Below are 15,502 nucleotides of genomic sequence, written 5' to 3' on the forward strand. Positions count from 1 at the left end.
TTTAGAGAACGTCATGAAAGACTTTCGCATTGTACTGCTGTTCATATTGAGTGCTTTGCTTCTCATTAAATCACCTGAGGCCGCGGCGCAGGCTATCGATGTCAACACGAGTGATCGCAACCACCGGTTCGAGGCCTGGGGCACATCGTTGGCCTGGATGGGCAATGAGATCGGCGGCCAGTCCAACGCCCAGGGACGCGAAGACATGATGGACCTCCTGTTCGACCAGACCAACGGGCTGGGGCTGAACTTCGCGTGATACAACATCGGGGCCGGGTCGAATCCCGATACTTCGGTACAAAACATCACCCGGCCCGGTGCCAAAATGGAAGGCTGGGTACCCACGGCACCCACGACGGTTTCTGACACCAGCACATGGACTTGGGATTGGAACGCCGACGCGACCCAGCGGTTGGTCTTGGACATGGCCATCGATCGCGGCGTCACTCGGGTCGAGGCTTTCGCCAACTCCGCACCGTGGTGGATGACAAACTCGCTTAGTTCGTCGGGCTCATCAACAAGCAGCAATAATCTTTCGACCGCCCGACAGAATGAGTTTGCCCATTACATGCTTGAGGTGGCCGATCACTTTGAATCGAATCTCGGCATTCAGTTCAACACGATCACCCCCGTGAACGAACCGGGATCAGGTTTTTGGACTGGCGGCAGTGGCCAGGAGGGGATGATCATTACCCCAATCAGGCAGCGGAGCCTAATCACGACGTTCGGCCAGGAAATGGACAACCGTGGCTCACGAATGGGCCTAGTCGGCCCGGAGGAAACCTCAACCGATCAGAGCGCCGACACCTGGGGTGTTTACAGCACCACAACCAAGTCGCACATCGATCAAGTCAATACGCACACGTATCCCTTCAACGGCGGCAGCGGCCAATCCGATTCCGAACGTTTGTTCAACGCGGTCAGTTCCGATGGCAAGAAGATTTATGCGACGGAGTATGGTACCGGCCAGGGCGCCATCCGGATGGCCGAGCAGATCAACTCGGACATCCGCTACCTCGACGCGGCCGGTTGGACCTACTGGCAGGCGGTCGAAGACAACAACGGCAGCGGCTGGGGCCTGGCGATCCAACACTTCAACGGAACGAATCCCCGGTTCGATGTCCAAGACCAATACTTTGGGTTGAAACAGTTTTCGGCGCACATCCGTCCCGGCTCCGAAATCATCGAACTCGATGGCCAAGAAAATATCACCGCAGCCTACGACCCGCGGACCGGCACCACGGCGGTGGTGGTCACCAACGACGGAGCTGATTCAGCTTCGGATAATTACAGCTTCAACCTGGACCAACAGGTGATGTCCACCCGACTAATCCGAACCACCGACGAAAACAACAGCCTGCGGACCAATGCCTACGAGTCGCTCGGGGCGGCGACGGTGGCTGGTAACAATGTGAGCTTTGACTCGGTGGGAAATTCCATCACCACGGCGGTCATCCACCATCGGCCCAACCTAGTGCGGAACGGTAACTTTGATGATCACGGGGCGGCTACCGGGGCGGCTATCTCCGATTGGCAGTTCGCGGGCGATGCCGAGTTTGATACCGGCAGCGACCACACGTTCGACGTCCCCGGGACCGGCACGGGCGTGCTGAAAACCCAGGGCGATGCGACCGAGGGCCGCATGTTCCAGACGGGCATCGGTGATGCCGATACGGACTTGACCGGGGTCGCGTTCCAGTTGTCGGCCGACGTGCGGTTCCTGAACGCTGGCAGCCGCAACTACGACGCGGACGCCTACCTCGCGCTCGAGTTCTACGGTGCTGACGACCAAACTCTCGCGTCAACGTCGCTCAATGAATACCAGACGCACATCGAGCCCGCACCCAGCGTGAAAGGCGACGGGAACGAGAGCAGCGTCGTGGGTAGCGATCCCAACGACAACCAATACCGCACCTACGTCAGCGAGCGTTTCGTGGCCCCTGAAGGCACACGCTACGTGCGTCCGGTGATCCGGTTTGACAATCTCGGAGATGATGACAACAGTTCCTTGACGTTTGTTGACAATGTTCGGCTGCAGGAAGTCCACCCCGAAGCTGTGGCGCGTGAGTGGAATGCCGAGAGCGGTGGGGACTGGACCAATGACCGTAGTTGGCTGAATCACTCGCTGGTCGAAACGAACAAGCACGCCTACTTTGGCAACGCAATCACCGAAGACAGCAACATTGCCATCGATAGTACTCAAGCCGTGACCGGATTGACGTTCTTCAGCGAGCATCAATACAACCTTCAAGGCACGGGCAAGCTTGAAATTGGGGAAGCCGCTTCTCCCCTAAACTTGATCGATGTGCGTGTCGGCAGCCACCTAGTGAACGTACAAACCGAACTGATGGACAATCTTGATATCCAAATTCTTCCCGGTGCGACGATAAGCTTCGATTCGGGGTTCGACCTCGCTGGACATGAGCTCGCGAAGCTTGGGGCTGGCGAAGTCGAATTCAACATCGGGTTCATGATGAATGGCGGTACCCTGTCAGCCTATGCTGCTCCCGATGCCAGCATCTTCTTTGGCTCCGATGCCCTGCTGAATGGTGATTTTGAGTTGCTGATCTCGGCAGGCCAAGTTTTGCAGTTGGGCGATACCTTCGAGTTGGCGGCCTTTACGACGCTTAGTGACTCGTTTGACGAAATTATCCTGCCCACGCTTTCGGACGGACTCGTTTGGGACGTGAATTACGAAACCAATCGACTTTCCGCAGGCGTCGTCAGCGCAGTCCCCGAGCCAGCATCGGCGACCTTCATCTTGGTTGCTGTCCTTGCCTTGAACATTCGTCGGCGCAGGCAAACAGTTTAAGTGGACGCACCGCAGGTGTAACGACAGGGACTCCGGCCCGTCGAGGCAAAAATCTCAGTCGACCATTCAACACGGAAATTCAAGTTCTGTGAGCAATGAAACTCCGCTGGATTGACATGCTTGATCGTGTCCATAAAGTTCCCGCAAGCGTTCCCATTGGAATAGAAACAAACTTCAATCGACCACAGGCTTGCCCACGCAGGTTTACTTTTGCTCCCAAACCAATGATCGTCTTGGTTGTACTTCAACCGAGAGCTCGATGAAACTTATTCTGCAGCCGTGGTGGTTGGGGCAATCGACATCTACACGCAAAAGTTGCGTTGAAATATCACTTTCGATATTCAGCTAGGATGAAATTCCAGAATGAACGGAACACCGAAATTGGTCAATTGCTGGTTTCGCTGTTGAGATCCATTTTTGGATAGATGGGCTGCGATGTGCATTTGGATCATCGACGACTCGACTCGATCGTCAACCGGTTGGTGTTAGGATTGATCACGTCGGCGTTGTTCGTCGGCTCCGCGTTGCTAATGGGCAATCAAGTCAGGCCAAATGTATTTGAAACATCGATGCCTGGCGCCGCCGGATGCCTTTTCGCGGTCTATCTTGGCTTGAGAGGCTCTACGCAATCAAGGAATCAGGAAATTTGTCACGGATTCGATCGCCAGATTACCTCGTCGACTCGTTCGTGAATCAACGACTTGTGGAATTCTGTACAACGAAAGGCCTGATCTTACCCTGCCGGCACGGAGTCGTCGGCGATTCGATCCTGGCTTGTCATTTTGCTATACTCTCGCGTCTGAATTCCGTCACTGCGTCTGAGATCCGTCACTCACGAGAAGTTCACCCGTGCAAACCGACTCCGATTCCTATCTGTTCGCGCGATCGTTTAACGACGTGGATGATCTTGCGGTTCAAGCACGACAGTGGCAACTCGATTTTCGGCAGTTGAAAAAAGGCGGTTTTCGCGGTGAAATTCAGCAGATTTGCAGTAGCGGTGTGCAGCTCGGCGAGGCCCGTTTCCGCTGTTCTCTTCAACAGAAAGGGATTCCTCCCGTCGGCATGAGGACGATTGCGATTCCGGCGGGTTCGAGAATCCATTTGAAGTGGCGGGGACGGGAAATCGACGCAAACAGCATAATGGTCTTTCCGAAGGGCGCGGAATTGGCCAGCGTCAGTGGTCCCGATTTCCACGTTTATACGTGCTCTTTTCCCGAGGTACTTCTGGCGGCTACCTGTGAGACGCTCGGTGTCGGTTCGCTCGACCAGCTATGCGGTGGTGCTGAGGCAGTCCGAATTAGTTCGATGGCCGCGACTACACTCCGCCAAGAGCTCTCTGGAATTTTTGCACTGGTTAACCAGGACGCTGCCAATCTGCACAGTCAGGTTGTCATCAACATTCTGACTGGCCGAATCCCCGCTCAAGTCATCTCATCGCTGTCGACCGCCGAGGGGCAATGCCAAACAACAACGACAGACCGGCGTCGGACTGCTTTGCAACGTGCCGAGACTTTCATTGAGCAACACGCTAGCGAGGAGATTCGCGTTCGTGATCTTGTTCGGGTTTCGTGCGTCAGCGAAAGAACATTGGAGTACGCATTCATGGATCAATTCGGCATTGGCCCCAAGCAGTTTTTGAATGCATACCGGCTATGCATGGCACGGCGTCAATTGCAGACTTCTGATCTGAAGACAACACGCGTCGCTAACATTGCCAACGCTTGGGGCTTTTGGCACATGGGCCAATTTGCGGCAGACTATCGTGAGCGTTACGAGGAATCGCCTTCGGATACGCTGCGGCGTTCCAATCACTCACACGCTGTATTGAGCTAGTCGTCAAAATCATTTAAGCGGGTTTTTGATGAGATCCAGCTAAGGAACGGCGATTCGAGTCTCAGTTCGTTCGCTGGCAGAGGAAAGCAACACGCCCTTGGGAAATCGTACCGATTAGAAAAAGAAGTTGATCGCGAGGATGTGGTTCATTTCATCCGTTCCGCCTTGGCGATTGATGAATTGATTCAGGTATCCCACTTCCGTTCGAACTGCCGAATGCGGACACCGCTTGTAGCCATAGCCGACGAAGGCTCGGTTCTGATCCAGGCCGGTGTTCGCGCCCCAATCGGTATCGTTGAGATGAAAGAAGACCTCGTCCCAGAGTACAAGCGACCATTCAGGGCAATGGGACAAGATTCGCTGCCCGCGAGCGAGCTGTCGCCATCGAAGACCAACGTCGTCACCGGTTTCCAGCCAACGCTGTTCAAACCGACTGCGGTGTTGGAACCGCCAGTCACCGATGGAGGGTGTGGCTGTCCATTGTTGCCAAAAGCGATGCTCGTCGAAGTCGTCACCAGTCACCGGAGATGTGTGAATCCAAGCGTAGCCGGCCCACAGCGTCTGGTCCTCGGCAAGTGCCCATCCAAGTCCAGGACGGATGATGCTCTGGTTGAATCCGTTGGTGTCGTTACGCACGCGGTAATGCGTATCCAACCACCAGCGAAGAGGCGAGTGATCATCAAGTGACTCGAACTGGCCGTTGCCCATCGCGGCTAACCAAAGAGCGGTGTCATCCACCGTTTGCGCAGCAACGGTACGCGTTGTCCCAACGGCTAGTGTCATGCATAAGAGTACACAGGAAATTGCTCGTGCCATATCAACCATCCGTAGAAATCGTACTGACAACGCCCCTTGCCCAAAGGGACCACCTCCGATTTCTCATCGGGATAAGAACTGAGACTCGTTGACTAGAAGTGGCTTTTTGCACGACGAAAGCATCATGAGTCGCGCTGGCTGTAGCGCCAATGACGGTTGCCCCATCGTAGAAAACCGCTACACCCCCATCGAATTGCGGATGTTCGCTTGAAAACGCAGCCTGTTTTAGGCACGGACGAGAACGTGGGCCGATTGACCGTACGATTGAAAGCGATTGACGAATATCAGAATACGCTAGTGTTGGTCCTGTCCGATAATGGTCTTAGTAGGACGACCATGACCGACCACATCCAACTGGACGGCGGTGGCGCGGAGTTGATCAAGCAGTTTGATAACACGTTTGAACATCGAGGATTGCCCCGGTCGTCGGTCGACCTTGGCCCCGGTTGGGCTTACGGATTGGCCGCTCCCTTTCGACTGATGAAAGGTTATCAGTCGTAAGGTGTCATTTTGAGCCCATTAATCATCAAGTCACCCGCTGATTTTCGCGCAGCGACACCGAGCATCGACGCTCCGGTGCATGCCATGGATATCATGCCGACATTGCTCGACTTTGCTTCGCTGGATCATCCGGCCAAGCGGCTCGCAGCCGAACTGCTAGCGATGCAGGATTCCTCACTAAGACTACTCCTGCCGGGCGAAGGAGGCGTCGCCTTCAATGAACGAGGTCTTGGCGGAGAATTGTTTGGAATCCGTGCCTATCGACGCGGCGATTGGAAGATCTTGAAGCTTCCGCCGCCGTATGGCAGGGGCAAGTCGCAGCTTTACGATCTGTCGAAGGACCTCGGCGAGACAAGTGATGTTTCCGCTGAATCCCCCAACCTACGAGCCGACCTGGTCAATCGTTAGAAACAGTACGCGAGCGAAAATGGCGTGGTCGAGCCAAACAAGCCGATCGCCTATGCCGTTCCGGCCCTCCTGAATTTGTCACTCTTCCAATCCAAGCGTGGACTACTCGAACATCTGCTCGAACGGGGCCTTGCGCTTTGCCAGCCCCAGGTGATACACATAACGAATCGCCGTTTCGTAGGAGGAAGCACTCGCTTGCAGTCCATTCGGGTACGACGGACGTTCTGAGGACGTTTCGGCGTTGGCTACATCGACAAGCTAGAACGCGCAATTGACGACGCGAGAATCAACGCCCGGAAGGCCAAGAGATCGTCCGTTACTCGAAGAGCTATCATCGACACCGATAGGACTCTGTTTGAAGCAACCCGACAGACCCGCGCGCGAATGGTCAATTCGAAAAGACCATCTAGATGGATCCTCCGCGTCATATTACTATGGCAATTCCTGAGATCGTTGAATTGTGCTACCCAGTAGACGCCGGAGAAGTCAAAGTTTTTTTCCGTAGGAGGAAGCAATGTCATGTTGGTTTGATCGCGTTGTGCGGGATGTTATCGCCTTGGTGCTGTTGACGGTCGGAGCGGCGTCGGCGGCGGATCATATGGAGCCGCGTCTCTTCCATCCCGGACAAGATGAGGCTGCCCAAGAGAAGCTGACGTCATTCGTCGAGGCCAACGGCCGGCCCAACATCGTGATCCTGCTAGTGGACGATCTTGGTTACGGTGACCCCGGGGTTTACGGTGGAGGTGAGGCCGTGGGAGCGGCCACACCTAACATTGATCGGCTTGCTCATGAAGGGCTTCGGCTCACCTCGGCATACTCGCAGCCAACGTGCACACCGACTCGGGCTACCCTTCTCACCGGCAGGCTGCCGGTTCGCCACGGTCTGCTAAGACCACCGCAGATCGGCGAGACCGGGGGACTGATGGGCGAGACCACGCTGGCAGAGCTGTTGAGCAAGACGGGTTACCATACCGCAGCAGTGGGCAAGTGGCACCTCGGCGAAGGGCCAAATTATCAGCCCCAGCGTAACGGGTTTGATGAATACTACGGTTTCTTGGGTAGCGTTAAGAATTACACGGAGTGGCGAGACGAGCGTATCAATCCTGCGTTCGCAAACGATCCCGAGGTTGTACGCAACATCGAGAACGACCCCAACTTCATTCGCAGCCTCATCCGAGCAAAGAGGGACCAGCCTCACGAAGAGCTGTACGAACTCGACATTCCGGCGGTTGCAAATGTGGATGTCGACTGCATGAGGTATTCGGTCGATTTCATTGAGCGTATGGCAAAAGAGGACAAGCCGTGGTTTCTCTACCACTCGTTCGGCAAAGTGCACTACGACAACTATGCCGCAGATGGATTTCGCGGTTCGTCCTCGGCCAAGACCCCTTACAAGGATGCCGTGGTCGAGGTCGATACCCTCGTTGGCCGAGTGCTCGATGCCCTCGAAAAGTCCGGGCAGACGGGCGAGACGCTGGTTTTCTTTACCTCGGATAACGGCCCTGAAGAAGACACTTGGCCAGATGCCGGGCACACTCCGTTTCGGGGCGCAAAGAGCACGACATGGGAGGGTGGTGTCCGGGTTCCTGGGATCGCAACTTGGCCCGGCGTCATCCAGCCGGGGCGTGTATCGGACGGTCTGTTCGATTTGGCGGATCTCTTCACGACGTGCGCCGCTCTCGGCGGCGCAGTAATTCCCGACCAGCGGTATATCGACGGGATCGACCAAACCTCGTTCCTGCTCTCGGATGATGGTCTCTCCAACAGGGAGGCGGTCTACTACTACATGGGGAATACGTTTTCGGCGATGAGGGTCGGTCCGTTCAAGTTCCATCGGTACATCGCTGAAGCCTCGAGCCGTGACGGAATCCCGGGTTTTCTAAACGGCGCGACACTCCAGAAGACATTCGGAGTCTATGCCTTCAACCTGTACCTCGACCCGAAAGAACGTCGGCCCAATGGCATTCGAACGGCCATTCAACTCAAGCGTTTTGTCTCGCTTGAAACAAGGCACTTGAAGACGTTCAAGGAGGAAATATCGAGTGCGGAGTGAGTTCCAGAAAGGAGTGTCGCATCGGCATTCGAGGCATTCTTGGAATCCATTTGCCAACCTCCTGTATCACCCTTGCAGTCGAATATCCCCCTGACCTCAGGGTTCCCAGATTTTGGGAGCGTGATTAGTGCTTTTCAGCCCCCCACAATCCGCTGCACGCGCCGAAACAAACGATCGACTGAAAGCGATGGAGGCCTATGAAAACACGCTGATCATGATCATGTCCGACAACGTCCCAGTACGACGATGACGGCCGACTACATCCAACTGGATGGTGCTGGCGTAGGGTTCCTCGAGCAGTTTGATAACACGTTTGACAATCGAGGCTTTCTCGGTTCGTCGGTCGACCTTGGTCCCGGTTGGGCTTACGGATTGGCCGCTCCTTTTCGACTAATGAAGGGATATCAATCGGAAGGTGGAATCTTGAGCCCATTGATCATCAAGCCATCCGCTGGTTTTCGCGCAGCGACACCGACGCGAGCTGCATGAATTCTCTTCGCTCACACTTCGTACTTAGGAACTACCTGACAGGTACTTCTGGCGATGGGTCAAGGAAGCGGACTCGGCCAGATTGAAGCTCGTAGACAGCTCCAACAATGGAAAAGTCTGCAGCACGATTCCGTTCCTTTTGTAATCGAACCATATTTTTTACCGACCAGAGGACGTTCGCCTCGACTCCTTTAGCAATCGCATCGTGTTCATTTGGGTTCAGATGCGCGATGGCAGGTTCGATTAGCTTCAACACGGTTTGAAGTTCTGGCGGTTCAGTTCTCCGTTCTTTGCGATTTTTGAATGCGGCCGTCACCGCACCGCAGCCCTCATGGCCCATCACAACTACCAACTTGGTATGGAGGTGCTTTACCGCGTATTCGATGCTACCAGCGACATCGTCCATCACGACGTTGCCGGCGTTTCGGATAACAAAAAGATCTCCAAACCCCTGATCAAAGACCAGTTCGATGGGGACTCGCGAGTCGGCACACCCCAGGACGACGGCAAACGGATTTTGCCCTTCAACTAAATGATCCCGCCATCGTTTTGCAGACCGAAAGTGCCTCGGTTCTCCATTCACAAAACGTTCATTGCCTAATTTTAGCCGAGCGATGGCAGCCTTAATCGATAATGCACTCCCGAGATCACTAGCATGGCTCGGGTTCAGTGCACCGGGGACGCCAGTGAACCCAAGTCCGCCTGCAGCGACCATCAATTCTCGTCGAGTCATTTGTTGTCTGGTCATAGGGATCTTTTTAACAGGTGATTGAATCGAAGCCCCCCGGAGCTCACTTGCCGACGGCCATGGTCTTGCGAACCGCCTCTTGGTACTTCTTGCTCTCGGGTCGAAGGTTCTCAATGCTTTCGAAGGGCAATCCGTGACGCGTTGGCGTGAAGGGATACTTTGTGTTCATCGCGTCATTCCGTTTCTTCATCATGACGAACGGACCCCAAGTCCAAAGAAACTGTATTATCATTCCATGCATCTCACGCGAGTCTTGGCTTTTCTGCGGATGAAGTCGAGGGGCCCTCCCGCCGTCGAATTTCAGCCGATCGTCTCTTCGAGATCAATCGTGGACTGCTCGAACATTTCTTCGAGCGAAGCTTTGCGTTTCGAAAGCCCTTGATCATACACATAGCGAATGGCAGTCTCGTAAGACGACGCGCTCGCCTGAAGTCCATAGGGATAGAAGTTCTCTCCCATCAGTTCACGTGTCTCTTCAAATTCTTGGCCGTACCAGGGCAGCGAATCCATCACCCAACCAAGACTCTGCGAGTACTCATAGTCCAGTTGCTTTGCTTTGGAGTAGGCTTCAAATACCGCTTTTGCAAGCCACGGGTTCTGCTCCGCCACTTCTCGCTTGATGGCAACGGAATGCATGATGGGAAACATTCCAGTTCGTTTGTAGAACGCTTTCTCGACGCTGCGATGGTCGGTAAACAGCCTTGCCACGATCGGGTTCCGGTCCTGGAACACTTTGGGTTCTGCCGGGTGCAGGATCGCATCGACCTTGCCCTTGATCAGCAAGGTGGATTCGTCTTCCTCGGGATCGGCATCGACGATCGGTAATCCATCAGGGCGAATCTTTTCATATTTCGACACACCTCCCGACAAGTTTTTGGCGGAGTCCTTTTGGGTGGAAACCCAGTGAATGTCTTTCGGGCTGACCCCATATTCCTCCTGCAAAATTCCTCGGACGTGGGTCAGGCCAGACGACGAATAGCCAACCGTTGCGACGGTCTTGCCCCGCAGATCCGCCGGTGTTTTGATCCCGCGATCGGTACGAACAAAAATGCTCTGGTGTCGAAACAGACGGAGCGCGGGAATGGGCAGAAGGAGGTAATCCCGGAAATTATCATTCGCGTACGCCAGGATGTACGGAATCAATCCGAGCTCGGTCACCGCGCGGGTTTGAGGACCAAAGAATGCGTGGGTGTTCATCGGCCCGATGCCAGACACCTCAAACTGATGGGCACAACCTTTGATCTTGACGGATCCTTCGATGATGGCGCGAACGCGATTGTACGCGTATCCTGCCATCGTGATCGGCAAGCCTTCGCCGAACGGTCCGGTTCGTTTCTTGACGCCGGGATCATCCGCAGTGTTTGCGGATGGCTTCCCATCCTCCGCACCTGCGACGGTGCCGCTGGCAGCGACCGCTCCAATCGACGCTGCCTTACAAAAGTCTCGACGGTTGAATGTGGCCATGTTGTGATAATCCTGAATTCAGGTGGTTGGCGACGACGAACCTAGCGTTGGTCCGTCAAGCTGTCGTGATGTTATTTCCATGTGTGCCGAGCGGCGTAGGACTCCGCCCTCGGCGATTTGCGACGTGATGCCAGGGGTGAAGCGCTCGCCAGACGTGGAGGGGAAGCCGAACGCCGAGTGTTCGATCACTCTGCTGATGCCTCGACTCGTACGAGCCGCCATTGCTTAGTTTGCCCGTCCTCAAAAAGAGAATCCCACCGCAGCCGTCCGGTGCGGTGGGAATCTCACGAAAAGCGGAAGCCGAACCTATTCGCCCAAGTCGAAATCCAGGCTTGGGTCGAAGGGAAGCTCATCGAGGTGCTCGATGTACTCCAACGGATCAAACGGCAGCTTAGAGACGTCAACTGATGGCTTCGCCAAAGCTTGAATCTCAGGGGAGGCGTTCTGAATCCCTTGCCACGGAATCCCATGGCGCTCAGGCAAATCGGGATACTTTTTCTTCCACAGATCGTGCCGCAGACGCATCCGATTGAATGGGCTCTTTAGATGGATCAGATTGACGAGCATCGGCGTCTTTTCCCGAGTATCCGAAGGCAGGAAATAGAAGCCCGCGGGGATTCCACTGGCTTCGCCGATGGGATCTGGCGAGATCCAATGTCGCTTGTAATTTCCCTTCACGGTTGCCCCAAGATTCGGTCCGGCGTAAATGAAGACATAGTCTCGACGGCTATGTGCATCGCCATTGAGCAACAAAGAAGTCTGATTCACACCATCGATGACGCGGTCATCCGGAACGTCATCCAAGGCACCTGCAAGACTTGCAAAGGTGGTGAACAGATCAACCTCGTGAATGATATCTCCGACGACTTGCCCTTTGTCGATTGTGCCTGGCCACCAAGCTTGTGCGGGCACGCGCACACCGCCCTCCAGGAAATCGCCTTTCCCGCCTCGGAAGATCGTTTCAGTGAATCCACAGCCCGGAGGAGGATTGTGCGCCATTGGACCGTTGTCGGCGTTGCAGACCAATAGAGTGTTCTCAGCGATCCCAAGCTCTTTGAGTTTCGCCATCACGCGTCCAACAAACGGGTCAACGTTCCCCTGCAAGCCGTCCTGCAAAAGGCTTCGTCCTTGTGAAACCTTGTCGAGCGTGGGCATGAAGGATGCCATGTTGGGCCAATTCGCAACATAGAACGGCTTACCGGCCTTTGCGTTGCGCTCGATGAATTCGAGAGTCCGTTTCTGAGCCTCGGCATCCATTTTCATGTAGGTCTCGTAACTATTGTCTTCCCACTCTCGTGGTGCCTCACCTTTTTTACCCTCCAAAGCAAGGATCCAAGCTTTGGTCACGAACGTGTCATCCAGCTTGTATGGGTCGGACGGAAGCATGTCCTCGTACAGGCCGATGGTGGCATTCGCTTGCTCACCCTGACGCGTCCAAAGAGAGAGAATCTGGTTGTAGCCAGTGAAGAAAGCCTCATCGAAACCCTGATTGTTTGCGTAGCTTTCCTCGATGTCACCGAGGTGCCATTTTCCATGAAATGCAGTTGAATATCCAACGTCAGATAGAACCTCGGCGATGGTAACTTCGGTGCTTCTCAACCCGTGTGATTCTCGGAGCATGCCGATGTTGTACATGCTGTTTCGCACCGGGTGCCGCCCTGTCATGCAGGCTGCGCGACTGGGGGTACAGCCGACCTCGGTGTAAAACCGGGTGAACATGATTCCTTCCCGCGCCATCTGATTCAAACTCGGGGTCTCGAACCCACGAACCTTCTGAATTGCCGGAATTCCAATGTCGCCAAACGCAGTGTCGTCCCACATGATGTGCACGATATTGGGAGGCGTCTTGAACTTCTCACGCAGCTCCGCCAAACGCTGTTGCAGGCCTTCGTCTTCGGCGTTCCAGCGTTCGCCGTTTTGAGCTTCTAAAACGTAGTATTCGGCGTCATGGACGATTTGGCCACCTCCCGAATCAGCGAACGCGAAGCTGGAGAAAACGCCCAGCAGCGTCATCAGAGACAAGCGAATTGTGCGATCAAATACAGACATCTGGAGATTCCTTGTTGCGAGTGAGGTTGTTGTGAGATTAGTTCGGCGTGGCACAGGACAACAACAGGATCAAATCGACATGATGAGAATCCAGCTTACGCGTCACAAAACTCACGCGAGGCACCTATGAGATTAGGCCCGTGATTGTAGCGCCCTCCGCAGACCAAAACATCAAAAAACCGCAAAACATCTAACTTGAATCAAAGGAAAGTGAGAAGTCTGAAACGCTGCGAGACCCAGCAACCTGTAAAGATCATCCGTTGCTGATTCGCGGAACGTTGGCGTCGCGAAGTTGGCGTCGCGAATATCGAGCAATGATGATTCATTCACCACTGGTGTTTTTACCTGTAGGGGCAAAGGTGTTAACTTGACTAATTGCCAGCACACGTTTTAATGACGATTGATCTGCACGACGCCAGTCCCTCTTCAAAACCAACGGAGCTTCAACAATGAAGGCTTTTTGCGAACAACTTTCTGGCCTCTTGACGACGTTCGGCGTTCTATTGGTTTTCGTGGGCTTCATCGCTCTGATCTCTCTCGGCGAGAATGCGTCGGCTCAATCTCGACACTGCCCACTAGAAGGTCAATCCAACTTTCGTGACCTAGGTGGCTACGAGACGAAGGATGGACGTTCGGTAAAATGGAAGCAGATCTTCCGCAGCGGTGAGCTACCCAAGCTGACCGACAAAGATGTTCAGCGGCTGGCGGACCTGAAACTGAAGACGGTTGTCAACTTCCTGACAGCGAAAGAGATCGAATTTCACGGCGAAGATCGTCTACCTTCGGGTGTTCAACCGGTAAGTAACCCGATTGAAAGCGACTTCGGAGATCTCGCAATAACGATCGTTGAGGCGCGAAAGCACGCGGATTTCTCCAAAGTGCCACCGGAACTGAATGCGGAGATTCACCGTTTACTTGTCAGTGAAGAGACCTCTCGAAGGCAATACGCGGATTTTTTGCGTCGCGCAGCGGATCCCGAGAATCGTCCTTTAGTTTTCCACTGTTCGCACGGTGTTCATCGCACTGGGACCGCCGCCGCAATTCTGCTGGCAACACTTGGTGTGCCTTGGGACACGATTCGCGATGATTACTTGCTTTCCAATGTGTACCGCGAAGAGGAGGTCAAGTTGCGGCTGGAGCAGTTTCGCAAGCAAGCCGCTGAGAATCGAGGTATCGCCCCCGACGAAGTCGACATGACTAATTTCAAAGCGTTCTACGAGCTCCGCGGTTCCTATCTTGATGCAGCACGGGACGAGGTGATGGAGAACTATGAATCCGTCGAGGATTTTGTGATCAATGGATTGGGACTTACGCAGGCGGATATCGACCGACTGCGGGAGACTCTGCTTGAGTGAACGTCGGTCGCCAATGAACGCCCGCGCTGGTCTTGCCGAAGAGCGATGCTGGCGGCGACCATTTGTGGACTCCTCACTGGAACAACCGGCTGTGAAGCCAGGCTCAGTGGATTCGCAATCAAGAATCAAGCTTCTGGCACGTGGTCGGTTTCGGTCGTACGCCTCCCACAGCGAACTGCTATCGAAATTTGTTGGTTCAGTTACCAGCAAAGACCTTCGGGAAAGCGATTCGGCAGTGAACCAAGTATCTTTTGGACTAGTCAGACGAAGAGCTTAGCGATGTGGCCATCGATCGGAAAACACTTTGCAAGACGCTCCAGGGGCACGCGCAGAGTATTCATTTACTCAGTGCGTTTGAGCATGCCACTGGCGGAGTGCTTGCTCAACTAAAAATGTCACCCAAAACCTATGAACATAAAACGACAATGCTGCTGACGAATTCATTGCTACTCAAAGGGACGGTGATCACCGGCGATGCGATGTTCTGCCCACGCAGCCTTTGCCAGCCAGTGATTGACTCTGGTGGCGACTATCCGGTCACTGTGAAAGACAACCAGCGGGAGTTGAATAAGATGATCGCGTCGGAATTTAACACCGGCCCTTCCCACCCACAGCGAACGCCTTCGCCAACAGCAGCTTGACGAAGAGCGGGAAGTCGATAACGGGCACGGGCGAATAGAGAGATCTGGCATCTTCAAGTCAGCTCTCGTCTGGCTGGCTATCTCCAGTGGCCTGGATTTGCTCAGGCGATTCGAAATAAACGAACGCGAGTCATTGGCAGAAAAAAGAACAACGGATGTGTCACATGCCATCACAAGCATTGGCTTAGAGCGGCCCAATGCGAAGGCCCTTTTGGATCTGGGGCGTGGTCATTGGAGTACCGAAAACCAGTTGCACTGGAGTTGAACTGGGTCCGCGATGTAACGATCGGTGAAGACAACTGTCGCACTTGCAAAGGTCATGAGCCGGAAAAT

The 15,502-nt window shown here is 54.4% G+C and carries 14 protein-coding genes; 9 read left to right on the forward strand and 5 right to left on the reverse strand.

The annotated features are described in order from the left end of the window. The first annotated feature begins 13 nt into the window (after window positions 1-13). From CA13_RS30195 to CA13_RS30205, 3 genes are all read left to right on the forward strand, one after another. Window positions 14-259, forward strand: coding sequence for a hypothetical protein (locus tag CA13_RS30195; RefSeq protein WP_146403000.1), 246 nt, complete (start codon window positions 14-16; stop codon window positions 257-259). A gap of 66 nt (window positions 260-325) precedes the next feature. After that, window positions 326-2,812: a glycoside hydrolase gene (locus tag CA13_RS30200; protein ID WP_146403002.1), complete on the forward strand. Its 2,487-nt coding sequence runs from the start codon at window positions 326-328 to the stop codon at window positions 2,810-2,812. Window positions 2,813-3,661: 849 nt separating this feature from the next. Then, window positions 3,662-4,645, forward strand: coding sequence for a helix-turn-helix domain-containing protein (locus CA13_RS30205; protein WP_146403004.1), 984 nt, complete (start codon window positions 3,662-3,664; stop codon window positions 4,643-4,645). A gap of 114 nt (window positions 4,646-4,759) precedes the next feature. Here CA13_RS30205 and CA13_RS30210 read toward each other — a convergent pair whose 3' ends face one another. Next, window positions 4,760-5,461 carry a DUF2490 domain-containing protein gene (locus CA13_RS30210; protein ID WP_419195026.1) on the reverse strand — a complete coding sequence of 234 codons (702 nt, stop codon included), beginning with the start codon at window positions 5,459-5,461 and terminating at the stop codon, window positions 4,760-4,762. Between the two features lie 207 nt (window positions 5,462-5,668). Here CA13_RS30210 and CA13_RS30215 point away from each other — a divergent pair, with 207 nt between their 5' ends. From CA13_RS30215 to CA13_RS30230, 4 genes are all read left to right on the forward strand, one after another. Beyond that, a complete protein-coding gene (locus CA13_RS30215) occupies window positions 5,669-5,962 on the forward strand; it encodes a hypothetical protein (protein WP_146403008.1) in 294 nt (97 codons plus the stop codon). A gap of 9 nt (window positions 5,963-5,971) precedes the next feature. Then, entirely contained in the window at window positions 5,972-6,370 is a 399-nt protein-coding gene (locus CA13_RS30220; protein WP_146403010.1) for an alkaline phosphatase family protein, read from the forward strand. A gap of 514 nt (window positions 6,371-6,884) precedes the next feature. Then, the gene (locus CA13_RS30225; protein ID WP_146403012.1) at window positions 6,885-8,423 is read left to right on the forward strand and encodes an arylsulfatase; all 1,539 of its coding nucleotides are present in this window, start codon (window positions 6,885-6,887) and stop codon (window positions 8,421-8,423) included. 246 nt (window positions 8,424-8,669) lie between these two features. Beyond that, window positions 8,670-8,912: a hypothetical protein gene (locus CA13_RS30230; protein WP_146403014.1), complete on the forward strand. Its 243-nt coding sequence runs from the start codon at window positions 8,670-8,672 to the stop codon at window positions 8,910-8,912. Window positions 8,913-8,943: 31 nt separating this feature from the next. On the opposite strand, the gene CA13_RS30235 is transcribed toward CA13_RS30230, so the two are convergent. The 4 genes from CA13_RS30235 to CA13_RS30250 all read right to left on the reverse strand — a co-directional run bounded on the left by CA13_RS30235 (window position 8,944) and on the right by CA13_RS30250 (window position 13,173). Further along, window positions 8,944-9,660, reverse strand: coding sequence for a carbonic anhydrase (locus CA13_RS30235; protein ID WP_146403015.1), 717 nt, complete (start codon window positions 9,658-9,660; stop codon window positions 8,944-8,946). Between the two features lie 43 nt (window positions 9,661-9,703). After that, window positions 9,704-9,853, reverse strand: coding sequence for a hypothetical protein (locus CA13_RS30240; protein WP_419195027.1), 150 nt, complete (start codon window positions 9,851-9,853; stop codon window positions 9,704-9,706). A gap of 107 nt (window positions 9,854-9,960) precedes the next feature. Beyond that, window positions 9,961-11,124, reverse strand: coding sequence for an ABC transporter substrate-binding protein (locus CA13_RS30245; protein ID WP_146403017.1), 1,164 nt, complete (start codon window positions 11,122-11,124; stop codon window positions 9,961-9,963). Window positions 11,125-11,430: 306 nt separating this feature from the next. Continuing rightward, complete coding sequence (locus CA13_RS30250) at window positions 11,431-13,173, reverse strand: sulfatase-like hydrolase/transferase (protein WP_146403022.1); 1,743 nt, start codon at window positions 13,171-13,173, stop codon at window positions 11,431-11,433. Between the two features lie 449 nt (window positions 13,174-13,622). Between CA13_RS30250 and CA13_RS30255 the strand changes: the two genes are divergently transcribed. Both CA13_RS30255 and CA13_RS30260 read left to right on the forward strand, forming a co-directional pair. Then, window positions 13,623-14,528: a tyrosine-protein phosphatase gene (locus CA13_RS30255; RefSeq protein ID WP_146403024.1), complete on the forward strand. Its 906-nt coding sequence runs from the start codon at window positions 13,623-13,625 to the stop codon at window positions 14,526-14,528. A 281-nt stretch (window positions 14,529-14,809) separates the two neighbouring features. Further along, entirely contained in the window at window positions 14,810-15,169 is a 360-nt protein-coding gene (locus CA13_RS30260) for an ISAs1 family transposase (protein ID WP_146403027.1), read from the forward strand. The last annotated feature ends 333 nt before the right edge of the window (window positions 15,170-15,502 follow it).

Origin of the sequence: Novipirellula herctigrandis (assembly GCA_007859835.1) — a bacterium.
In the GTDB taxonomy this organism is placed as follows: Bacteria; Planctomycetota; Planctomycetia; order Pirellulales; family Pirellulaceae; genus Novipirellula_A; species Novipirellula_A herctigrandis.